At 45.1% G+C, this 22347-nt stretch carries 17 protein-coding genes and 1 tRNA gene; 4 read left to right on the forward strand and 14 right to left on the reverse strand.

All coding sequences use genetic code 11. The features are described from left to right. Positions 1 to 175 precede the first annotated feature (175 nt). The 7 genes from E0698_RS08855 to E0698_RS08885 all read right to left on the reverse strand — a co-directional run bounded on the left by E0698_RS08855 (position 176) and on the right by E0698_RS08885 (position 11898). On the reverse strand, positions 176 to 829 hold the full coding sequence (locus E0698_RS08855; RefSeq protein WP_192511308.1) for a hypothetical protein: 654 nt from the start codon (positions 827 to 829) through the stop codon (positions 176 to 178). A gap of 82 nt (positions 830 to 911) precedes the next feature. Next, entirely contained in the window at positions 912 to 2708 is a 1797-nt protein-coding gene (locus E0698_RS08860; RefSeq protein WP_192511309.1) for an RHS repeat-associated core domain-containing protein, read from the reverse strand. A 262-nt stretch (positions 2709 to 2970) separates the two neighbouring features. Further along, positions 2971 to 3627, reverse strand: coding sequence for a hypothetical protein (locus E0698_RS08865; RefSeq protein WP_134910351.1), 657 nt, complete (start codon positions 3625 to 3627; stop codon positions 2971 to 2973). 14 nt (positions 3628 to 3641) lie between these two features. Next, positions 3642 to 4934 (reverse strand): RHS repeat domain-containing protein, encoded by a 1293-nt coding sequence (locus E0698_RS08870; protein WP_192511310.1) that lies wholly within the window; start codon positions 4932 to 4934, stop codon positions 3642 to 3644. Continuing rightward, the gene (locus E0698_RS08875) at positions 4864 to 8607 is read right to left on the reverse strand and encodes a DUF6531 domain-containing protein (protein WP_238353923.1); all 3744 of its coding nucleotides are present in this window, start codon (positions 8605 to 8607) and stop codon (positions 4864 to 4866) included. The genes E0698_RS08870 and E0698_RS08875 overlap by 71 nt, the downstream gene beginning before the upstream one ends. 53 nt (positions 8608 to 8660) lie before the next feature. Continuing rightward, a complete protein-coding gene (locus E0698_RS08880) occupies positions 8661 to 11705 on the reverse strand; it encodes a hypothetical protein (RefSeq protein ID WP_192511312.1) in 3045 nt (1014 codons plus the stop codon). Next, positions 11686 to 11898: a hypothetical protein gene (locus tag E0698_RS08885; RefSeq protein WP_192511313.1), complete on the reverse strand. Its 213-nt coding sequence runs from the start codon at positions 11896 to 11898 to the stop codon at positions 11686 to 11688. Before E0698_RS08885 ends, E0698_RS08880 begins: the two co-directional genes overlap by 20 nt. Before the next feature lie 301 nt (positions 11899 to 12199). Between E0698_RS08885 and E0698_RS08890 the strand changes: the two genes are divergently transcribed. Beyond that, positions 12200 to 12784 (forward strand): helix-turn-helix domain-containing protein, encoded by a 585-nt coding sequence (locus tag E0698_RS08890; RefSeq protein WP_013370447.1) that lies wholly within the window; start codon positions 12200 to 12202, stop codon positions 12782 to 12784. Positions 12785 to 12957: 173 nt separating this feature from the next. On the opposite strand, the gene E0698_RS08895 is transcribed toward E0698_RS08890, so the two are convergent. The 4 genes from E0698_RS08895 to E0698_RS08910 all read right to left on the reverse strand — a co-directional run bounded on the left by E0698_RS08895 (position 12958) and on the right by E0698_RS08910 (position 18131). After that, positions 12958 to 14655 carry a ribulokinase gene (locus E0698_RS08895; RefSeq protein WP_192511314.1) on the reverse strand — a complete coding sequence of 566 codons (1698 nt, stop codon included), beginning with the start codon at positions 14653 to 14655 and terminating at the stop codon, positions 12958 to 12960. Further along, positions 14652 to 15362 carry an L-ribulose-5-phosphate 4-epimerase gene (gene araD / locus E0698_RS08900; RefSeq protein ID WP_192511315.1) on the reverse strand — a complete coding sequence of 237 codons (711 nt, stop codon included), beginning with the start codon at positions 15360 to 15362 and terminating at the stop codon, positions 14652 to 14654. Before araD ends, E0698_RS08895 begins: the two co-directional genes overlap by 4 nt. Before the next feature lie 320 nt (positions 15363 to 15682). Beyond that, positions 15683 to 16780, reverse strand: coding sequence for a GntR family transcriptional regulator (locus tag E0698_RS08905; protein ID WP_134910359.1), 1098 nt, complete (start codon positions 16778 to 16780; stop codon positions 15683 to 15685). A 199-nt stretch (positions 16781 to 16979) separates the two neighbouring features. Beyond that, positions 16980 to 18131: a sn-glycerol-1-phosphate dehydrogenase gene (locus E0698_RS08910; RefSeq protein WP_192511316.1), complete on the reverse strand. Its 1152-nt coding sequence runs from the start codon at positions 18129 to 18131 to the stop codon at positions 16980 to 16982. Positions 18132 to 18299: 168 nt separating this feature from the next. Between E0698_RS08910 and E0698_RS08915 the strand changes: the two genes are divergently transcribed. Continuing rightward, entirely contained in the window at positions 18300 to 18503 is a 204-nt protein-coding gene (locus E0698_RS08915) for a hypothetical protein (RefSeq protein WP_025685103.1), read from the forward strand. Between the two features lie 249 nt (positions 18504 to 18752). On the opposite strand, the gene fabV is transcribed toward E0698_RS08915, so the two are convergent. Both fabV and E0698_RS08925 read right to left on the reverse strand, forming a co-directional pair. Next, the gene (gene fabV, locus E0698_RS08920) at positions 18753 to 19925 is read right to left on the reverse strand and encodes an enoyl-ACP reductase FabV (protein WP_192511317.1); all 1173 of its coding nucleotides are present in this window, start codon (positions 19923 to 19925) and stop codon (positions 18753 to 18755) included. A 216-nt stretch (positions 19926 to 20141) separates the two neighbouring features. Continuing rightward, complete coding sequence (locus E0698_RS08925; protein WP_192511318.1) at positions 20142 to 20498, reverse strand: winged helix-turn-helix transcriptional regulator; 357 nt, start codon at positions 20496 to 20498, stop codon at positions 20142 to 20144. 200 nt (positions 20499 to 20698) lie between these two features. Between E0698_RS08925 and E0698_RS08930 the strand changes: the two genes are divergently transcribed. Beyond that, the gene (locus E0698_RS08930; RefSeq protein ID WP_192511319.1) at positions 20699 to 21223 is read left to right on the forward strand and encodes an NAD(P)H-dependent oxidoreductase; all 525 of its coding nucleotides are present in this window, start codon (positions 20699 to 20701) and stop codon (positions 21221 to 21223) included. 144 nt (positions 21224 to 21367) lie between these two features. Here E0698_RS08930 and E0698_RS08935 read toward each other — a convergent pair. Further along, positions 21368 to 21451 (reverse strand) — tRNA-Leu (locus E0698_RS08935). A gap of 417 nt (positions 21452 to 21868) precedes the next feature. On the opposite strand from E0698_RS08935, the gene E0698_RS08940 reads away from it, so the two are divergent. After that, the gene (locus E0698_RS08940) at positions 21869 to 22312 is read left to right on the forward strand and encodes a GNAT family N-acetyltransferase (RefSeq protein WP_192511320.1); all 444 of its coding nucleotides are present in this window, start codon (positions 21869 to 21871) and stop codon (positions 22310 to 22312) included. The last annotated feature ends 35 nt before the right edge of the window (positions 22313 to 22347 follow it).

Consider the following 22347-nt stretch of genomic DNA (forward strand, 5'->3'; position numbering starts at 1 on the left):
TGCGTCCCGCACGGTCATAGGTGTAGTTGGTTTTAAAATCCGGTCCCGCTGCTTCAGTAACCAGCCCACCATAATATTTATTTACAATAGCATGAAGTAAGCAATTAAGGACTGATAATTAAAAAAAGACCACAACACGAAACTATATCGCATTGTGGTAAAATGTTTAAAAATCCTATTTCAATATTTGCACAGTCCCCGCCTCTACATCAATTAGAAAAACTCTGGGATCCATACCATACCTCCCATTTTTATGTTCGTCCAGTGTAGACAACTCGTATTGATTCGGTACATTTGTCGGTTTTAAAATCCCCCAAGCCCAGTCCTCGCTACCTCCACCTGAATAGCCCTCATTTTCCTTTCTAATTGAAATAGCGATATTTTTTTCTTCTCCTGTTGAAATATTTTTCAAGTGCAATTGTTCCCTACTATTCCTCTGGAAAGGATTAATTAAATCAATGCGATATTCATATTTTTGATCTGAAGTTAAGCGTATTGGATCACTATCAACATTATCATATAGCCATCCTCGAGTGGGAGTTCCATCTACTAAATAATAAGAAAAAAATAGTAAAGATAACATCAATATTGCTGACACCAAATATTTTATCCCACTAAATGGTGCCCATCCCTGCCAAATATACGTTAACGATATTAATACAATTATAATTGACGGAACTCCAAATAAAACCAATGTAGCGGTTCCCAAGATATCATGTCCATGTTGAAAGCCCCCCGTTGAGCCTAAAATAAACCATATGAAAGCCGCTATATTTATAAGAATAGGTATCATCCATATTATTTTGAACCAGATAGGCATTTTACTCATTTACTCCCTCCTGTCTATGTTTGATTTTTTACTTTTCAATTTATATCATATCTAAATAGCGCTTATCCTTTTAAAGTGTTGCTCAGTTTTTCATTGAATTTTTATACCTTGCTTCAGAAAAATTATGTTGTAACAAAAGTGGCTTTACGTATTTATCCAATGTATTAGGATTATTATGCATTACAGAATGGGCTTCAATTCGATGTGTAGAAAAATATGAAGATAATTTAACTTTAACATTTTCAGCGCCACTGAATGTACGCATCGCTTGCCCCAAAGTCCAAATACTCCCTCCAAGTTCTTTTTGTACTAAATCATAATCGTTATATACATTGATATGTTGTCCTACATCCGTTTTCAGCTTATACCCTCGTACTGGTGTCGCAATGGTGATAAGAGTATCAACGTGCACCCCACGTTTAGCCAAGATGTTAGTTGCCATGATGGAAACATTACCTCCGTGACTATGCCCCATGATTCGTATCGGTTCTTTTGGATGAGTCTGATGATAATTATAAATTTCATTTGCTACAATTTTTGCACCCTTAACGCGGGCTCCATTCTTATTCTTACCGCTCCATCGCGGAGTATCAATCGGTTCATGAAAAAGTTCCTTTTCGATGTAATTTTTACTATTATTCCATGTATTTAGATAAGCAAAAGTACCGTGAACTAGCCAAACTTTATGCCCACTTGGATCAGTGTACTTCAACGGATTATTGGCTACATACGCATACCCATTCAAGCTTCGCGGATCGCTCATCTCGCCTTGATACGTATCCTCGCCCATAAAACGCGCTGTGCCCGGATCATACCAGCGGGCTCGTAAATACTGGAGTCCGGTCGTGTCATCCCAATACTCACCAGCATAACGTAGCACGTTCGGTACGGTCTCTTTCACCGTCTCCGGGCCGCCCCAAATGTCGTAGCTGTAGCTGTTCAGTTCCTTGCCCATACTATCACCCAAGCCCACCACATCACCGTGACCATTCAACTGATAATATTGCAACTGTCCGCTTGCTTTATCTTGTCTAGCCCACAGTTGACCGGACAAGTCATACACATAGACATACGTGATCTTCGCTGCTCCACCTTCGACCTCGGCCTCCGCCATCAGCTTCGCTTCTTCGTCATAGTAATACCGGGTCGTTTTACCGCCCTCTGTACGCTCGTACAGAAGCCCGTCTCCGTTATAGCTGTACCCGACCTCTTTGCCCTCACCGCTCACATTTGTCAGACGACTGACGGAATCATAGCCATAACTGGCGTTTTCCATACCGAACACTTTGCCGCTGCCTTCCGCGCTTCGGTTTCCATTCGGATCGTAGCCGTAGGTCTTGTTCTTCTCACCTGCGGCTTCGCTGGCTATTCGGTTTGACGGGTCGTATCCAAATTGATCCGTGGTTCCGTTTTGTGTACGTCCGATGATGTTTTTATTCCCATCCCGTTCATAACCAAATTGGTGTAGCGCCGTACCGCCTTGCTCCACCGTTACCCCGGACAAGTCCAGTCCGTTATAGCTGAATCGCGTACTCAGCCCTCTACTCGAAGACTGACCCTTCAGCAAACCATTAGGAGCATAATCAAACGTCATGCGATCCAGTGATCCACCCGCAGCAGCCGTCGTCGCCCCTGAAAGACTCTGCACATTTGCTGTATCGGCTCCACTGCTAACGTCCATTTGAGTAACCCGGCCCAAGCTATCCAGCTTGGACTGGACATGCATAGACGTTCCAGAAGCATCGGTCAGCACATAACCTGTGCGAGACTGCTTGTTGTACTCGTAGGTTATTTGCGTGCCGTCCGGGTACTTTAGTCCGGTCAACGACCCATTTGCTGGATCATAGGCATAGGAGGTTGTTCCCTGCCCATCTGTCATGCTGGTTCGGCGTCCCACAAGGTCATAGGTATAATTGGTTTTAAAATCCGGTCCCGCCGCTTCGGTAACCAGCCTGTCCGCGTTATATTGAAAGGTGACTGCTCCAATTTATTTGTAAATATATATAAATTATAATAAAAAACCACAACACGAAACTATATCGCATTGTGGCTAAATGTTTAAAATCTTGTATAGAGAAGAAAGAGCTTGTAGGCGAGGCTCTTGGAAATTTCGTAATTCCCCTTTTTAAGGCCTTTCACATTTAGTTTTGTATCAATTTATTAAGAGAGTGATACGTATCTTCAGTCATAAATACTCCAGTTATCCTCTCATTTACAAAGCGAACTATATCGAGTGGATCATAATCAATATTGGAATCTATATAAATTAATTTAACGTTTGATATCCCCTTCCGAATCAATTTTTTTCCTAATTCTTTATCGCCCTTACCTAGATAGTGCATCCCCAAATCAGTGAAATTAGTAACATGTTTTGGACACTCTTGTATCGACTCATTTAATAATGAATCAAATTTACAAATGTCCATACTCTTGTAATGCCAAGCAAGAATGTAAGACAATATGGAGGAAACTTCACAATTTACTGTACTTTTTAGTTCGAGCGCTTTCCTTACCAGCTTTTCATCTAAGCCACCTAAATACCAATCGGAGAAGAACAACATTAAGACAAAAAACAACAAATTGTCCTTGTGAAAGGCTAGAGCATTGTTGAGATACTTAGTAGCTCGTTCATAATCTTCAATCGGAGAAAGTGTCTCCAAAATGACCAATCTAGCCCAACCATCAACATCATTTGGATTTACTTTCACATAGTCTAGCATTAGTCTTTCTGCTTCCTCAAGAGAATCCCTACTAGCAACTAATTTTGATACAGTCTCTTGCAATTTTATATCTTCCATTTTACCACTCCAATTTATTTAATGAGGTTTCCAATTACCCTGTCAGCAGTTCCCATAAAGGTATTCACATTAATAACTGCACCATTTTCAACGTAAAATCTTATTGTTACATCATATCCGTTAATTTTGGTATGCATTTGGTTTGAACCTTGTTTTAACTTAGAGGGATCTACAGAGCCAATTTTTCCAGTTATGCTACTGAATATTGATTGTTTATCTTTTCCTAATTTCATTATCCCGTCTTTAATATGGTCGGTTGAGAATACATGTTTCTGATATCGATTAAACAAGTCTGTCTTGAAGCTGATTTTTGTAAAACCTGTTGTTCTTCCCTTAACAGACTTTCCACCAGTATTACCAATCATCCCCATCGCAGCTATGCCAAGGACTTCGGCATCGGTCCACTTTTGGTATGCACTTAACAACTGTCCTCTAGCCCAATCTGACTTGCCTGCACTATTCTTATAGCCACTCGTTCCCGTTAACAGGTCGTATAAGTAATTATACTGGTTTGCTCCTCCAAAAACCGACGAAAAATCGTATCGTTTCCGTATGAAGTCCTTGTATAACTGATAATCCTGATTCTTGCTGGAACTCGATTTAACCCTCGCTTCATTTAGTAATATTCTAAGTTCCTGATAATCAAGGGTTTCGAAATAATGTCCACTTGGATCAATATAAATTAACGGATTATTCGCTACATACGCATACCCATTCAAGCTTCGCGGATCACTCATTTCTCCCTGATACGTATCCTCGCCCATAAAACGCGCTGTGCCTGGATCATACCAGCGGGCTCGCAAATACTGGAGTCCGGTCGCGTCGTCCCAATACTCGCCAGCATAGCGCAGCACATTCGGTACGGTCTCTTTCACCGACTCCGGGCCGCCCCAAATGTCATAGGTGTAACTATTTAACTGCTTGCCTGTACTATCACTCAGGCCCACCACATCACCGTGGCCATTCAACTGATAATATTGCAGTTGTCCGCTTGCCTTGTCTTGTCTCGCCCACAGTTGACCGGACAAGTCATACACGTAAGCGTACGTGATCTTCGCTGCTCCACCTTCGACCTCAGCTTCTGCCATCAGCTTCGCTTCTTCGTTGTAGTAATACCGGGTCGTTTTGCCACCCTCCGTACGCTCGTACAGCAGTCCGTCTCCATTGTAGCTGTATCCGACCTCTTTGCCCTCACCGCTCACCTTCGTCAGACGGCTGACGGAATCATACGTATATTCAGCGTTTTTCATGCCGAACACTTTGCCGCTGCCTTCGGCGCTTCGGTTTCCATTCGGAATCGTAGCCATAGGTCTTGTTCTTCTCACCTGCGGCTTCGCTGGCAATTCGGTTTAACGGGTCATATCCAAACTGGTCTGTCGTTCCGTTTTGCGTACGTCCGATGATGTTTTTATTGGCATCCCGCTCATACCCAAATTGGTGCAGCGCCGTACCGCCTTGCTCCACCGTTACTCCGGACAAATCCAGTCCGTTATAGCTGAATCGCGTACTCAGCCCTCGGCTTGAGGACTGACCTTTCAGCAACCCATTTGGTGCATAATCAAACGTCATGCTATCCAGTGATCCGCCCAAAGCAGCACTGGCTCCTGCCAGACTCTGTACGTTTGCTGTACCTGCTCCACTGCTAATGTCCATTTGAGTCACTTGGCCCAAGCTGTCCAGCTTGGATTGAACGTGCATAGACGCTCCAGAAGCATCGGTCAGCACATAGCCTGTGCGAGACTGCTTATTGTACTCATAGTTTATTTGCGTGCCATCTGGGTACTTCAGACCAGTCAACGACCCATCTGCTGGATCATAGGCATAGGAGGTCGTTCCCTGCCCATCTGTCATGCTGGTTCGGCGTCCCACAAGGTCATAGGTATAATTGGTTTTAAAATCCAGTCCCGCCGCTTCCGTAACCAGCCCGTTCGTATTATATTCAAAGGTGATCGCTTGCAATTTTCCTGTCAGCATACGGGTGATATTTCCATCCGTATCGTAAATATTTAGCGTCGTTCCTCCACTGGATTTCTCAAGCAACATGCGTCTGCCCAACTCATCATAGGAATACACATTCTTTTGCCCATCAGGATACTGAACGGTCTTCAAATTTCCGGCCAGATCATACATATAGCTAACCTGCTGTCCGGATGGATCTGTGACCGAAGTCATTTGTCCCAGAGCATCGTAATCATAGGTCATACGTTGGCCGTTACCGTCCGTCCGGCTAGTGACCATACCCGCATGATTGTAAGCTAACGACTCCAGCGGCTGAAAGGATCCATTTTTAGCTTCTTGTGTGGAAGTCACACGACCTAAAGCATCCGATACTTCACGTACACGGTAGCCAGAGGCATCCGTCTGAGTAACGGTACGATCCACTGCATTATACGCCACGGTATCTGTTGTTCCATCCGCATAGGTCGCCTTCACAGGCCGTCCAAAAGCATCGTAGGCGTAGCGAGTGGTGGCTTGTTCGGCATCCGTGCTTTCTACCATATCTCCATGATCATCATAACCATATCCGTAGATCGCGTCATCCATCTGCTGCTGGAGCAGCTGTCCGAATGGATTATACAATCTTTCAGCGCTCACGCCATCCGGTCCGGTGACGGTGACATCGTTCGTATCATCCTTGTATACCACAACCGTTTGAGTTCCATTCGGATAAGTAACCTTCGTTACACGCCCCAATGCGTCATACACATAGGACTCCGTTTTGCGCTTGGCATCGGTTTGGGACTTGATTTCTCCAGTCGGATAGTAATCATACGTATACTCAACACCTTTAGGCAAAAGCTGTCTTGTTGGGAGTTGAGAACCATAGGAAGATTTATAATCAATAGAAACATCCGTATAGTTTCTATCATCAATGAGAACTTTCTGACCGCTTACATTCCCTTTTGCATTGTAAAAAGTATAGGTGTGTGATAAAAGTTTCCCCTGAGCTGTGCCTTCATAACTTTTGTGCTCGTACAATTGGCCCTCTGCTTTATAGGTTCGAACTGTCGTTCCGGTTTTTCCTTCACTTATTTTACTAACCGTCTGAACAGGTTGCACCCAGAAATAAGGCTCGGTAGAGACTTTATACGTATGAACGCTTTCTTGCCCCGTACTTTGAGAAATCTTCAAAGGCAGACCATATTCATTGTACTCATAGGATGTCGTTACAGGCTCGGATGAAGAACCGCCCTCCGTATAAGACTCCCGCATTTGCACAGGCAAATTCCAGTTCACAGCATCATTATACGTATAATCCACATGATACCCGGTAGAATCCCCCTCTTGATCATAGCGGCTTAGAACAAGTTTGTCCGGTGCATGATCTCCTCTAAAGGTTTTGCCAAAACGGAAGGTTTCCGCTGTACGTGTTCCTGTAGCCGTCACCGTCCATTCAGCGTTGTTGCCATAGCTGGCCAGATCTTCTCCCGAATAGGTGAAATCAATTTTATTTAAAAAACGATTGCCTGCCGTCGTACTGTACACATCTGCGCGTGAAACCACCTTGAACACGCCTTGTGTACCGTATACGCCTATTTGCTTGTTATAGGCTTCATAACGAATGTCTGTGATGGACGAAGTAGGTCGTGCAATTCGCGTGAGCAGCGCCGATGCATTTTGCTGTAAGGCCCCAGTTTTCCCCTCACTATCTGCTACCAAATTAAACGGAGCATCCGTTAAAGTATACGTATAGCTTGTGCTTCGAGAAAGAGAATCCAGCACTTCCGTTAGCACCTTCCTGCTTCCCTCGTCACTTTGACGATAGGTGTACTGATGGTCTGTGCCCTGCTCTTTAACAACAAGCTGTCCGGCATTGTAAGTGAAGTCAAGCTCTCTGCCATCATTATTTCGAATCGAACGAATGAGCTTAGCTCCACCAGAACTTGTATAGTCAAACTCCACCCGATTCTTATACGCATCCTGGATTAAAATCAAATAACCATCTTGATCCAGATAATAGTCATTTCCATTCAGCTCTGCTATTTTGTATGCACTGCTTACTCCCTGCACGCTTGCGCTTTGATCTGTACTGATCTTGAGATCTTTGTATGCATATCCTTCAAGCTGCAAATCATCTCTCAGTTCATAGGAGCCCGTTCCCGGCATGTACAGATACTGTTTACCATCCTGTTTTTGTATGTGGGGAAGATCCCATTTCCAGCCTCTACCCAGACCAGAAGCTGCTTCCTCCTCGCGGATGGCACTTGTGTTTGTGTACACCCCTTCATTTTGCTGCACACCAATCTGGTTATTCGCCAATGAACTGTTATACACACGAGTCAGTGCAAAGGGCAACGATCCTGGCAGCACCAAGTCCGTATTTTGCACGACAAGCTGTCCTGAAGCGGTGGACACACTGTTGTCACCGTAATCCAGCCCATAACGCGAAGTATCATCACTTAGCCTGCTTTGTGCAAGCGCCGCCTGATCAAAAGGAGCATACACATCTGTTGTAGCAGAACCCTGTAACAAACTTTGTTTAAGTAAATCCTGCCCGATCAGACCGTTTTCTCCTAGAATCGGCGCATATACGGAATCATTTACACGGGGTATGGATGGTATACCTACCTCAGTTGTCTCAGGGACCAGCGATGGTTCCTCACCCTTATCCAGCGGTTTGGGATTCACCACTTCATCCTGAACGGGCTTTTCACCTGCCTTGAGTTCAGCCGGCTCCTTGGACGGTTCCATCTTCGCTTTTGTGCTCAATTTAAGCCCATTTTGCTGTACCCACAAGGCAGGACTTTGTTCAGGTAATGAGTTTTCCCCACCATCTTTTTGCCATGCTTTATAAATATCATATAAAGTATAGCCTTTGGATAACTGTGCATTGACCCAAGCCTGATCCTTGCCTGTTTGCTGTGCAAGCCATGCTCTGGTAATAATCTGTGGAGTGGAAGACGAAGAAGACTGAGAAGCCGCAGCCTCTCCTTTCCCTTCCTCTCCATGTGCCCATGTACTCCATGGACCCAGCAACATTGCCACACATAATAGACTACAAATATAACGTTTAAACACATGCTCACCCCTATTTAATTTGTAAAAGGAAATACCATTTTCAGCCGCATACTGACGTTTCCGTTTAAATCATAATGCAGCTCGATTTGATCTCCGGTGGAAAAAATAACTTTATTCAGTCGGTTCCCTTTGCCGTATTCATATGAAGTATCCTTGCCAAGCGACATATGTGCTGCCTTAATTACGGTTTGTAATGCGCCACTATTAGTTTCTGTCAGCTTCACATAAACGGTTTGTCCTGCCTTCATCTCATACTCTAAAACAGTGAAATTCCAACCATATATTTGCGCTTGCTCTGTTGAAGAGACAAGCTGATTCGAAAAATCAGGGTCGGTAAACAAGGTTACAATAGGCTGCTGTGCAGCTTCGTTGGATTTTTCCTTCACCGCAAAACGGTACATTCCGTCTTCTTTCGGCGTAAACCGATATTTCCCTTGCTGACCTACTGTAAAGTCAGCTTCCTTTTCTATGAGTTCAATGAGCTCGTCCAGCTTGCTGTCATCTTTATTTTTCATAGCAAACACACGATAAGGCGCTCCAAAGTTAACAGCAGGAGTAGCTGCTGCTACGGCAAGATGAATGTTTGCTTTACCTGGCACTTGCTGTAGATTATCTGTCGCCTCTTTATGTTCACGAATCACTTTTCCAGCCTGATCCGTAACGGTATACTGATACGTTCCACCAGCCGTCTCTGCATTCGTCAAGACAGGGGCTGCCTCGCTTCCGCGATTGATCCATACTTCCTGCTTTCCGCCGGACAAAGACGTTTTTAACAACGCCGGGTCAGTACCCGCTTCAGCCTTGATCTCATTTCCATAATTAAAAGTTACAGCCTGTAGTGAAGTCACAGTCACGACTAGCGTTTTTCCAGCTCCAAGTAAGATCACAGGCAACGAAACACTCATGCCTGCGTCATCCACCTTGGAATGAACACCGGTACCTTCTCCATAAATGGCATAGTCATAGAGACGATTTTCGCTTGCAGCATTGGAGGTCAGCGTAGAAGTCTCTGTACCTGTATTCACGAATACGTAACTCTCTCCCTGATTAACCGTTACCTGACCGGCCGGAGCTTCGGCATTATCCACATCGAATATTCCTAATGGACCGCCAAACGTAACCAGTATATCCGATACAGAAGTAATCACCACGTAGCCACCAGCCTGTACTAGAGGCAATTGCGTTGTATCATTCACTTGAGTGAAAGTGCCGTCTGCACGGTAATTGGTATAGCTCCACTTCATACCGTTGGCAGAAATGACATCCAGGGCTTTGTCTATAGAACTTACATTAATAAATCTCCGACTTTCTCCACGTTTTAACGTAATTCGATGGAATGCCGCCTGCCCGCTGAGCAAAGCCTCTACTTTACTGCTATAACTAAAGGTGATTGGCCGATCTGATACATTGGTGACAATTGCTTCACCGCCCGCGACAATCTCCGGATCTACTATATTGTTGAAATGATCTGATGTAAGTAAACGAAGTCCTCGATAGCTTGCAGAATCAAAGCGTGCATTCCCGCTACTTTTATCACGCCGCAATGAGTTCGATTGGCTATCATGATTCCGGAAAACATACGAATCCCCCGGTTCCAACGTCGTTTGGCCGATACCATTGTCATCTTCGCTGGCCTTAAAGCTCCGATAGATACCACCAAAGGTGATCGGCGTGTCACTGGTTACCGTCACGCTGGCCTTTTTGCCTGCACCAACCAGAAAGGTTGAGTTTCCAGTACTGCGTCTGGATTCCTCCATGCCGTTCGCTTTATACAGGACCACATCAAATTTGCCCTTAACGGTTGGAGCGGTGCTGTGCAGATTCCTTAAATGATCACTGATATTCGTATAAGCATAACTTTCACCCTTCGATAAGGTTACGCGTAAAAAGGCAGGATCCTTGCTCGTTTCCCAGGAAAAATCGTCCGTATAATCAAATGTAATCGGTCCTGGGCCTATCACAGTCACAATGGCATAACCTGATGCTGGAATCATAGGACCAGCCTGGCTGTTAAAACCGTAGGAATTGACCGTTCCATCTGGCTTGTAAATAGCATAATCGAACAAATTTCCTGCCTTTCTTGAGTTGTTGTAGATGGGGTTCATCAGCGTGCCGTTATTATGGAAAATGTAGCTCTTGCCTGCCTCAAACTCGACACGGCTGATCGCATCCCCGCCCACAGGACGGGCGATAAAGTTACGGTAAGGTGCGCCGTATGTAACCGGGTTGGCCGTAACCTGGGTAATAACCGCGTATTTGTCTACACCGACCTGCGGCTTGGCTGAAGTGCCAGTGCCACGCGAGGATTCCGTTCCATTGGACAGATACACAACATAGTCCAATTTATCCTTGGGTGTACCATCACTTTCAATTGAGTCTAATCTGGTTCCAACATTAATAAACTGGTAGCTTTCTCCTTGGTTCAAGGAAACCCGTGCGTAAGCAGGTTCTCCGGTACTTTCTGTACTGTATTTTCCGTATGGTAAACCAAAGGTCACTGCATTTGAAGTGCCGCCTGTAACGATCAGTTCCTCTCCTTCAGCCAAAGAGGGATGAGCAATGCTGTTAAGACCAGATGCGGCTAAAGTTCCATCTGCCTTGTATTTGGCAAAATCAAAACGGCGATTGTCCTTACTTGAACCATCATGCTGAATCGAACGGGCAGTCCATCCGTCATTTACGATCCGGTAACTCTCATTCTTAGAGACTGTAACACGCTCCAATGCCGGGCTCTCCGATGTGCTGTAGGTGAAGACATCCGTTATCTTTACGGTTAATGTTGTTGTCCCTGCATTCGTAATAAATGCTGTACCTCCCCCGGGAACACCAATGGGGCTTATGCCGTAATCCATATGGACAGTGCTGATATCTCCGTCCTCTTTGTAACTCACACTATCATACAGAATGCCTTTGGATTCGGACGCGTTACTGTATATGGATTTACTAATCGTATCTGTATTCTCAAATTCATACGTTTCCCCGGGATTAATAGGGATCGACGTATATTCCACTGTTGCAGCCAAGCTCATCATTAATGCGTTATAGACGCTGTTTGTCACAGAAGTTAGACGGGGTGAAAGAAACGTTTCCATCAGAAAGCTCAAGTTCCTCCTGTGCCGTATCCGCTTGATTTTGTTCTACTCCGTCCCTCGTGTCTTGTTCCTCCGCTCCTGCCACACTAGGCAAGCACAGCAAAGTGTTTGCTGCCAAAAGTGCCGTCAGAAACCATACCATTATCTTTTTACAAAACATCTGACTGGATAACCTCCTCTTGTCATTCAGGAAATAGTTGGGTACACTTGGAGTCCCCTATCCATTTCTCTCTCTTATAAACCTTACAATCATAAAAAAAAGAACATATTTCCTCCATTCCCATAATAAATACAACAATTTAATATATCGGCCCCTTAAGCAGCCCTTTTCATAGGTCAAATGGACCTTATTTTCCATAAACCGGTTAAGCCCATGGGATTAAAAGAAAATCAGGAGGGGAGTCACTTGCAAAGCCCCCTTCGGGTATAGTAGTATGTGGTTAAAAAAAATCGGAGGATATATGCCTAAACAACAAGATAAACATTCCATTCAGGCGTGGTCTCTGATCAATCGCAAATATTTGGGAAAAGGTGTGCGCGTCAAACGTTTTCGCAAGCCGACACGCTGTCAAGTACGCAATCGTGTTCTGCTAGCCGTTTTGATGGCTAATGACATTAAACTGTCTCAGCTTGCCGAGGAGCTTTCCATTTCCTCACGTAGCGTCAGCGCGTGGGTATATGAAGGCCGTATTCCCGGCAACACTAATCTGGAAAAAACGTGTAACACACTTGGTTATCCGCACCATATTCTGTTTAACGAAGAGGTTGTCCGGCGTTCACCGCTCATCTGTCAGCCATCACCGTCCCGTTTTATGAAACGGACTGTGACTCGTTCCCCGGTCAAAAACCGGATTTTGGCGGGTCTGTGTATGGTCCATGATATTTCGGTGACCGATGTCAGTCATTGGATTGGCGTTCATCCCGGCACATTCCGAAAATGGTTGCATCAGGGTACCGTTCCTTCTCAAACCTTCCAGGATCAGGCGGAACAGTTTTTCCGCATTCCAAAATCCATTTTGTTTGCTGATGCCATGCTGAAAAAGTGAGAATGCCCGTTAAAACTAAACGATTGTACTTTACCTGAAAGTCTATGAAAGGAACGCATTACCATCTTTCATTTCACAAGACTTTCGCTTGTTGCAAATCACGGAATATAAGAACAAAAAAAAGCACAGTCTGCCGTTTTCCGGCGTACTGTGCTTTTTTAGATACTTACCTTTTAAGAATGAGTGCTTGCCGCTTCTGTAGAACGTCCGGCTTCTTCCTTAATCGCCTTCAGCTTCTTCATCACCGGATTGCCTCCACGTCCAAAGTAGTCGTGAAGACGGCTGTATTCCTCGTACAGCTTATCATAGACGGCCGCGTTCTCTGGGATCGGTTTGAAGCTCTCGTCCCGTACACGAGCCATATGGCGCGCTGCTTCGACGATATCGTCGTACCCTCCGGCCTCTGCTCCCGCAGCCACTGCCGCGAACATCGCTGCGCCCAGGGCAGGGGTTTGAGTAGAAGCCGCCACTTTGATCTCCCGTCCCGTTACATCGGCATAAATTTGCATCAAGAGACGGTTTTTCTGCGGCAATCCACCGCATGCGTACAATACATCTACCGGCACGCCGTTGTGATGGAACGCATCGACGATTTTACGTGTACCGAACGCTGTGGCTTCCAGCAATGTACGATACACTTCCTCCGGCTTCGTCAGCAGCGTATAGCCGACAATAAGACCCGTCAGGTTCGTATCCACCAGCACAGAACGATTACCGTTCCACCAATCCAGCGCAAGCAATCCGGTTTCGCCCGGTTTGTACGCTGCCGCTTTGCGCTCCAGCCACACATGGACGTTCACGCCTTCTGCCGCAGCCTGCTCCTTCACCTCACCGGGAACAGCATGCTCAACGAACCATGCGAAAATATCTCCTACCGCCGACTGACCAGCCTCATAGCCGTAATAGCCCGGGATAATTCCGTTTTCTACAACACCGCACATGCCTTCGACTTCTTTTTCTTCCTCACCGAGCAGCATATGACAAATAGAAGTTCCCATCGCCATGACCAGCTTGCCTGGTGTGACGACACCTACCGCCGGAACAGCCGCATGTGCATCCACGTTACCTACTGCTACCGCAGTTCCCGGATTCAACCCGAGCTTTGCAGCCATGTCCTCTGTTAATCCACCTGCACGGCTACCCAAGTCATAAACTTCACCACGCAGCTTCGTATCTGTCAAATTTTCCAGACGAGGATCGAGCGCTTTGAAAAACTCACGGTCCGGATAACCGTCACGATGATGGTAAATGGACTTGTAGCCTGCTGTACATTGATTACGTTTCAGCTCTCCACTAAGCTGGGAAATAACCCAGTCGGTCGCTTCTACAAAGCGATCTGTCTGATCATAAATATCCGGCGCCTCGTTCAGAATTTGCCAAATTTTTGCGATCATCCATTCGGATGAAATTTTACCACCATAACGGGGCTGAAATGCCTCTCCGCGCTGTGATGCAATTTCGTTCAGACGATCCGCTTCATCCTGCGCTGCATGGTGCTTCCACAGTTTTACCCAGCTATGCGGGTTATCCTTCAGGTTCTCGTCAAAGCACAATGGTTGTCCTTGCGCGTCGATCGGCAGCATCGTACATGCCGTAAAATCAATTCCGATCCCGATGATGTCGTCTGGAGAAATTCCCGTCTCCTTCATGACAGCAGGTACAGAAGTCGTCAGTACTTCAATATAGTCAGCCGGATGCTCCAGCGCCCAGTCCATTTCCAGCTTACGTCCGCTGCCAGGCAGCACTTCATCAATAACCCCATGGCGATAAGGTGTTACGTGTGTAGCAATTTCAGCTCCGTTAGAGAGGTCAACAATGACCGCGCGCCCGGACTCTGTTCCATAATCGACACCAATGGTATACTTGCTCATTTGTGTGTCTCCTCCTTTTTCGTCTGACCGTAATAAGCGTTCGCTCCATGCTTGCGCAGAAAATGCTTATCCAAAAGCGCCTGATCCATAGAGGTTAATTCCGGGTTCAACGCGAAGGAACGGTACGCCATCTTGGCTACTTCCTCCAGCACCACCGCATTATGAACAGCATCATCAGCATTTTTTCCCCAAGCGAACGGTGCATGCTGATTAACGAGTACACCTGGAATGTCCGCCGGACTAATATCCTGAAACGTCTCAATGATCACATTTCCCGTCTCCAGCTCATACTCTCCGGCAATTTCCTCTGAAGTCATCGCGCGAGTACATGGAATCGTTCCATAAAAATAATCACCCTGTGTTGTCCCTAATGCCGGAATCGCGCGTCCTGCCTGCGCCCAGCTTGTGGCCCAAGAGGAATGCGTGTGTACAATACCGCCGATTTGTGGAAAAGCACGGTACAGCGCCAGATGTGTAGGTGTATCCGATGAAGGACGAAGGTCCCCCTCAACAATATCGCCTTGCAAATTGAGTACGACCAATTGCTCTGCTTTCAGCTCCTCGTAGGCCACACCACTTGGCTTAATTACAACCAGCCCCTGCTCACGGTCGATACCGCTTACATTTCCCCACGTAAAAGTAACCAGACCATGCTTGGGAAGAGCCAAATTAGCCTCCCATACTTCCTGTTTCAATTGTTCTAACATGTATAAAACACTCCTTTTACTATCATTTCTGAAATCTGCAATGGAAGTGCTGATGACCTCATATCCTTGGTTCCGCTTTCATTATACACTTGTACGTACAACTTAGCCAGCGTTTTTTTATATGTTTATTCACTGCGTAACTGTTTATATTTTCAGAAAAAACATAGCAAAAACAGCCTGTTTTCTGCAATCCAGAAAACAGGCGTGTCCGGTACGGCGAGTGAGCACGCCAATATGCTATTAGGTGTTAGAACTACATTTTTCCCAACTTGTCCTTACATGTGTCCAGATAAAAACTCGCCCATACTTATACTTAAGGCTTATATATCACTGGCAACAGGCCCCGTAGATTCACGGATAATCAGCTCAGGCGGAATAATCCACTGACGATCCTCTTCGCGAAAGCCCTTTTCTTCGATCATCGACAGTATCGTATCAGCAGCACGAAGTCCCAGCTCCTCCTTCGGATGCCGGATTGTAGTTAGCTTGATTTCCGTTGCCGTTGCCAAAAAAGAGTCATCAAACCCGACCAGCGACAAATCATCCGGAATGCTCAGACCCGCTGAACGCACAATATCCAACAAACGCACTGCCAGCTCATCATTATATGTTACCCATCCGGTAGGACGCTCTCCCGGCTCCATACTCAGCAGCACAGACGCACGCTGTAACGGAACCTCATTTTTTTCTTCCGTCCGGTAGGTGGTCACTGCATTCGGATGCAGCGTAACCCCATATTTGCGGTGGGCGGCTACAAATCCCTTCATACGTAGAATTCCCTGCATATCATCTGTTTTGAAAAACCCGGCTAACCGCCGATGTCCCAACTTAATCAGATGCTCAGCCGCTAAAAATCCACCCTTCTCATCATCTACACGCAGACATGGCGCATCCATTTCCTCATACCGCGCATTGATCATTAAATAAGGAATTTGGCGATTTTCCAAGGTCAGGTAATAATTCAGATTGGGATTGCGTTCCCCACTTTTCGTCGGCTCAATAATAATCCCGCTCAAGGGCTGACTTAACAGCATTTCCAAACACTGCCGTTCCTGCTCGGGGTCATTGCCTGTACTAGAAAGCAGCAGCTTATAGCCCTGACGACTTAATTTGGTTTCAATTCCCTGCACAATCGAGGGAAAAATATAATCGGATATATAGGTCGTAACGACCCCGATGGTCCGTGGGTCCTCGGGCTGCTTGCTGTCCCGTGTGGCAACAAAGGTTCCCTTGCCCTGCATGCGAAAAAGCCAACCTTCCTGTACCAGCTCGCCTAACGCCTGACGCACGGTTTGCCGACTAACCGCAAATTGCTCAGACATTTCATGTTCAGATGGAAGCTGGCTTTGAGGTTCCAGCCTGGATGAATGAATCCATGATAAAATTTCCTGTTTAACTTGTATATATTTGGGCGCCATAATTTCCTCCGTCACTTGCAATATCGTGTACCCTTTTGTATTTCACGATTATAGCATATCGTTCATTTGTACATACAAATGTCACAGGAGCAGGATATCGGTGTATAGCTACCGGAGGCGTAAACCCATTCGCTAATCCCTTCCATGTTACAAGTGCTTGGCTAATCCCGTCTAAATACCGCTTGTGCAGATGTACATATTATGAACGAAGCAATTGATGATCGTTCATATACTTGAGCCCTGTATAGCGATTACGCAGGGTATGAGCTGTGCGTAGTGCGCGTGCAAGCTGTTCCTCGGTTACGCCCAGCTCGGCAATCGTGGACGGGCCACCTACCTGAGCCAGCCATGCACGCATCTGCTCCGACGTTGGCAAGGTTCGGTATACCTTAAAAGCATCCACATCTTGGCTAGCAGCCAGATCCCTGTACAAGTCCGCCAGTAAAGCAGAAGCTACGCCCACTTTGGCACCGTGCAAAATTTGCTTGCGTCCCTCTGCAATAAAATCCATTTCAATTCGGTGGGAAATGTGGTGCTCTCCACCCGATGCCGGACGGGAATGATCAATCATCAGCATGGAAATTCCGGATGCGATCAGCGCGTTCATCAGCACTTCGACACCTGCCTGACAACCCGCTGCAATCTCATCAACATGCTCTACACAGGCTTGCAGCGCTTCCTCCGTGATTCGATTAGCCAGGGGCGAATAGGGTTCGTCTCCCAAATCCCTGGACACATGCCAATCGGCTAATGAGGTGAATTTGCCGAGCATATCGCCAAAGCCTGCCGCTGTCATCGCTTGTGGCGCACTCGCCAGTACGGACAGGTCAGCAAAAATCGCTTCCGGCGGAACAGCCTGAAATGTCTGCTTACTGCCGCCCACAATCAACGGCGCGCCTGCCGATGTAAATCCATCCACAGAAGCGGCCGTCGGCACCGACAGGAACGGGCGATTCATTTTATAGCATGCGAAGCGAACCAGATCATGAATAGTGCCAGAGCCTACGGCCAGTACAGCCTGACTCTCATCTGTCACGCCCAACAACACTTTCACGATATAACTCTCATCTGCAATCACATCCCCCACAGCATTGGGAGGCAACCGAACCACATCGACCACCAAACCTGCATCACGTATGAGTTGTGCCACCTTTTCCCCTGCCGCCGCAGAAGTATGTTCATCCTCTACCAGCGTCACATGACAGTAATTCCGTTGCTTCAGATAGGGGACGACAGCTTTAAGCGCCCCATCGCGCACTTCAATAAACAATTCGACCTTTCGGTAAGGATGATCAGCGTTGTTTGCCTGTGCCTCTTCGTTCCACTGCTTGATCTGCTCATTCATATTCATTTCATCTACCTCCTGAAAAGGAATAATTTGCACAAGAATGATCCATAATGATAACAAGATTGCCTTTGAAAACGATTTCTATTTAATTGTACGCACAAGTTCCTGTCCAAGTCCAGATAAAAAGTACAAGTTGCTTTTCAAATCCTGATTCCGAAAGGAAAAATACTTATGAAATTCAGAACAGACATCGCTTGCGCACTCGGTTTACTGGCAGGCACAACCTTTGGCAGTGGTATTGCTTTTTTATTCGGCTGGCAAGCCTATCAGGCTTTGACCTCCGTATCTGTCTTCGGCGTTGCCGGGATCATGATTACCATCGCTGTTTTTCGTCTGCTTCATTACAAATCGGTATCTACGTCAGATCCCCAATAGTTTCAACTGCTGAAACAAGAACACTATATAAGCCGAACTTAAAAGTTACCTTAGTGTCACTTCGCAGACGGATGGTGCTTCGCTTATACAGCACCATTCCCCCTACTTCGTTTTCCATGTACCTTTTTTTAGTTCAGCTTATATACATTTGCCAAACATATAAAAAAACGGGCACCACAAGCCATTTATTTCGCTTGTAAGTGCCCGTTTTTATTATGTTTGCTGTACAATTCGCGATCAGCCAAGATGCTACTGAATATCTGGATTTACGTCCAAATCATAATCAATTTCATCAAACCCGAATCCAAATAATTGAAGGAAGTCCAGACGATATTGTTCGAGGTCGCCCCGTTCAGACACGTTTTCTGTAGTAATCCCGGACCAAGCCTCTTGGACAGCCTGCTGGACATCCGCCCTCATTTCCCAATTGTCCAGACGAATGCGTCCTTCCTCATCGGTTTCCACTGTGGCTTCACTATATAGCTTCCCGAACAGACGCTGCGCTTGCTCGATACAGCCCTCATGCAAACCCTTTTCCTTCATAACCTTAAACAGCAAAGAAATATACAGAGGTACAACTGGAATAGCCGAGCTTGACTGTGTAACCAAAGCTTTATTTACAGAAACGTAAGCTTTACCATGATAACGCTCCAGTTGCTTCGTTAAGGTATGGGCTGTGGCCTCCAGGTCATTTTTGGCTCGGCCGATGGTCCCTTTACGGTAAATAGCCTCCGTGATCTCTGGGCCAATATATGAGTAAGCCAATGTGGTTATCCCTTCAGCCAGCAAATCGGCTTCTTCCAGCGCTTTTAGCCACAAGGACCAATCTTCGCCCCCCATTACCGTTACCGTATTTTCGATTTCCTCCTCCGTTGCCGGTTCCAGCGTAATCTCTGATACGACACCTGTATTGGTATTCACTGTTTTATCAGAAAAAGTCTGCCCGATAGGCTTGAGAACGGAGTTAAACGTTTCACCCGTATCTGGATGCGTCCGTCGTGGTGAGGCGACACTATACACAATCAGATCTACCTTACCCAGCTTTTCCTTAACCAGTTTCAACGTCTCCTGCTTAATTTCATGAGAAAAAGCGTCGCCATTAATGCTTTCTGCTATGTAGCCAGCCGCTCTGGCCGCTCTTTCAAAGGCTACAGTGTTATACCAGCCTGCTGAAGCCGTGCGCCCCTCTGAAGCGGGACGTTCATAGGATACACCTATGGTATCCGCCCCCATACCGAAGCTCGCAGCAATACGGGAAGCAAGCCCATATCCAGTAGATGCTCCGATTACAAGTACCTTTTTAGCTCCTTGTATTGACGTGCTGTCTTTAATGTAGTCGATCTGACGATTCACATGAGCCGCACATCCTCCCGGGTGCGCAGTCGTACATATGAAACCACGGATTTTCGGTTTAATAATCATTGCAAGGGTCCCCCTACTTAGACATTGATTTAATATAGATGGAATGGTCCAGTCATAACTATATAGTAAACTAGCTTGCGGCTCAACACAAAGCATAGTACTTGAAGGTAACTGAGGAATATGCCGCTACAACAGATATCCCAAAACTGCCAACTCTACGAAAAAAAGAAAACCGCCGTAAACATCACAGTCTACAACGCTCTTTTACTCAACTATTCATTTTGAATCATTTTCTAACAACATCACACCTTCTCCTTGCTGTTGTCTTATTTTGATATTAGCTCTACCCCAAGAACACATTAAGTCAATAATTTCATTTGCTGTAATTCCATATTCCGTTATATAATACTCCACTTTTGGAGGCATTTGATTATACACATGCCTTCCTATAATACCATCCTTTTCAAGTTCACGAAGTTGCTGTATAAGAACCTTTTGAGAAATGCCTGGAATACTACGCTGTAATTCACTTGTCCTTTTTCTACCAGACATTAATAAACATATGATTAATGATTTCCATTTACCTCCGATGATCTCAAGTGTTGCTTCTATGCCTAAATTATATTGTTTCATAGTACCACCTCTTCAACGCTAAAAATAACAAAGTTTATCTAATTATTTTTATAATCGCATATCTTCACTCTAAGTCCAATGCACACTTTCAAGTAACTATATTACTTTATTGTGTGTATTTACTTTTTTTGAAGCGTACAGAATAATAATATAAGTATCTACAAAAAGCAAAATATGTTACGCAAGAAAGGTGATTTATTATGAAAACTCTTGTGATTTTAGCTCATCCGAATATTGAAGATTCTAGAGTAAATAAAAGATGGAAACAAGAATTACTTCAATATACCCATGAAATTACAATTCATGAGATTTATAAAGAGTATCCAAACTGGAGCATTGATGTCTTGAAAGAGCAAAAGTTACTTGAAGCATACAACAATGTAATATTTCAATTCCCTTTATATTGGTATAGTTACCCGCCTTTATTAAAAAAATGGATGGATGATGTCTTTACTCATGGATGGGCTTATGGTTCAAAAGGTAATAAGCTAAAAGGAAAGAAGCTAGGGATAGCAGTGTCCATTGGCGATAAAAAAGAAAATTATTTACCTACTGGTTCCGTTACGTTTACTGTAGATGAAGTTATAACACCTTTTAAAGCCAGCGCAGTACATGTTGGTGCAATATCATTACCCTATTTCGCTGTCTTTGGAGCCTCATTTCAAGCGAGCGATGAAGAAATTGATCAGAGTGTAAAAGACTATATTAAATATATATTCCAGTAAATAGAATGATTATTTATTTCTGATAACATGGCCATAAATGCCGTTCACCAAGAGATGAGCAACACACGGAGCTTCTTGACCATATGAAAACAGGCTCTTGGTGGCATCCAGCCAATCCAAGAACCTGTAATTGTTAGGGTAAGATGCGGTCGAGAGGACTCGAACCTCCACGGGGGTTAGCCCACACGGACCTGAACCGTGCGCGTCTGCCAATTCCGCCACGACCGCATAATATGTAATCATGCCGATGTTTATCTATGTAACAAAGCCATAAAAAATGTCCAGTACATATAATCACCGTAGTTAAGATTATATCGCCCATAGAGAATAAAAGCAAGCCATTTTTATATTGTATTTTCTATATATAATTCCCGAAAACATACGAAAATAACTGGATATATCATACCATATATGGTAAGATGAACGCATCAGGAAAGGAGGTGCGTCAACATTAGTAATCAGATGTTGAACGTATCCCTTACCCAGTCCGCCATTCTCTAATTCTCAGAGATGACGGAGGCGCGGGATACGGATCAAAGCTTTAAATAAGCGCCACGGGTAAAAAGGCCGTCTACGGACGGTCTTTTTTATGTTAAACATCATACTATCGTAACCCAATTACATACTGGGAAAAGAGGTCACTCTATGTCTATTCGACCAGGGAAAGTGAAAGAGTTTAAAGAATTAACCTCTATATGGCTGGAAGCTTCCGTAGAGGCCCATCATTTTATTGATCCACAATATTGGACATCACAGGTTGGACAAATGGAGGACAAATACCTTCCTCTAGCTCAAAACTACGTTATTATACAAGACGATCACACAATAGGTGGCTTCGTTTCCATGATAGATGGATATTTGGCGGCCTTATTTATACGAGTAGGTTCCCAACGAAAAGGCTATGGCAAGTTACTACTAGAATGGGTTAAGAAGCAACATGAGCAGATCCAATTGAAAGTGTACCAGTCCAACACGAAGGCATTTAACTTTTATACCAAAAATAGCTTTATCATTCAAGAGGAATCCGTTGATCCAGAAACGCGTGAAAAGGAATTTGTAATGGTTTGGACAAGACACAGCCATCATTAAGTTACGCTGTCTCAATGAAACAAGGCTCTGCTCCC

It is taken from the genome of Paenibacillus sp. 23TSA30-6, from assembly GCF_014858585.1.
In the GTDB taxonomy this organism is placed as follows: Bacteria; Bacillota; Bacilli; order Paenibacillales; family Paenibacillaceae; genus Paenibacillus.

Bases quoted from the DNA above. Each gene is read 5' to 3' on its own strand.
- E0698_RS08855 (WP_192511308.1), bottom strand. From the start codon at position 829: ATGAGTAAAATGCCTATCTGGTTCAAAATAATATGGATGATACCTATT.
- E0698_RS08860 (WP_192511309.1), bottom strand. From the start codon at position 2,708: ATGACAGATGGGCAGGGAACAACCTCCTATGCCTATGATCCAGCAAAT.
- E0698_RS08865 (WP_134910351.1), bottom strand. From the start codon at position 3,627: ATGGAAGATATAAAATTGCAAGAGACTGTATCAAAATTAGTTGCTAGT.
- E0698_RS08870 (WP_192511310.1), bottom strand. From the start codon at position 4,934: ATGGCTACGATTCCGAATGGAAACCGAAGCGCCGAAGGCAGCGGCAAA.
- E0698_RS08875 (WP_238353923.1), bottom strand. From the start codon at position 8,607: ATGTTGCTGGGTCCATGGAGTACATGGGCACATGGAGAGGAAGGGAAA.
- E0698_RS08885 (WP_192511313.1), bottom strand. From the start codon at position 11,898: ATGTTTTGTAAAAAGATAATGGTATGGTTTCTGACGGCACTTTTGGCA.
- E0698_RS08890 (WP_013370447.1), top strand. From the start codon at position 12,200: ATGCCTAAACAACAAGATAAACATTCCATTCAGGCGTGGTCTCTGATC.
- E0698_RS08895 (WP_192511314.1), bottom strand. From the start codon at position 14,655: ATGAGCAAGTATACCATTGGTGTCGATTATGGAACAGAGTCCGGGCGC.
- araD (WP_192511315.1), bottom strand. From the start codon at position 15,362: ATGTTAGAACAATTGAAACAGGAAGTATGGGAGGCTAATTTGGCTCTT.
- E0698_RS08905 (WP_134910359.1), bottom strand. From the start codon at position 16,780: ATGGCGCCCAAATATATACAAGTTAAACAGGAAATTTTATCATGGATT.
- E0698_RS08910 (WP_192511316.1), bottom strand. From the start codon at position 18,131: ATGAATATGAATGAGCAGATCAAGCAGTGGAACGAAGAGGCACAGGCA.
- E0698_RS08915 (WP_025685103.1), top strand. From the start codon at position 18,300: ATGAAATTCAGAACAGACATCGCTTGCGCACTCGGTTTACTGGCAGGC.
- fabV (WP_192511317.1), bottom strand. From the start codon at position 19,925: ATGATTATTAAACCGAAAATCCGTGGTTTCATATGTACGACTGCGCAC.
- E0698_RS08925 (WP_192511318.1), bottom strand. From the start codon at position 20,498: ATGAAACAATATAATTTAGGCATAGAAGCAACACTTGAGATCATCGGA.
- E0698_RS08930 (WP_192511319.1), top strand. From the start codon at position 20,699: ATGAAAACTCTTGTGATTTTAGCTCATCCGAATATTGAAGATTCTAGA.
- E0698_RS08940 (WP_192511320.1), top strand. From the start codon at position 21,869: ATGTCTATTCGACCAGGGAAAGTGAAAGAGTTTAAAGAATTAACCTCT.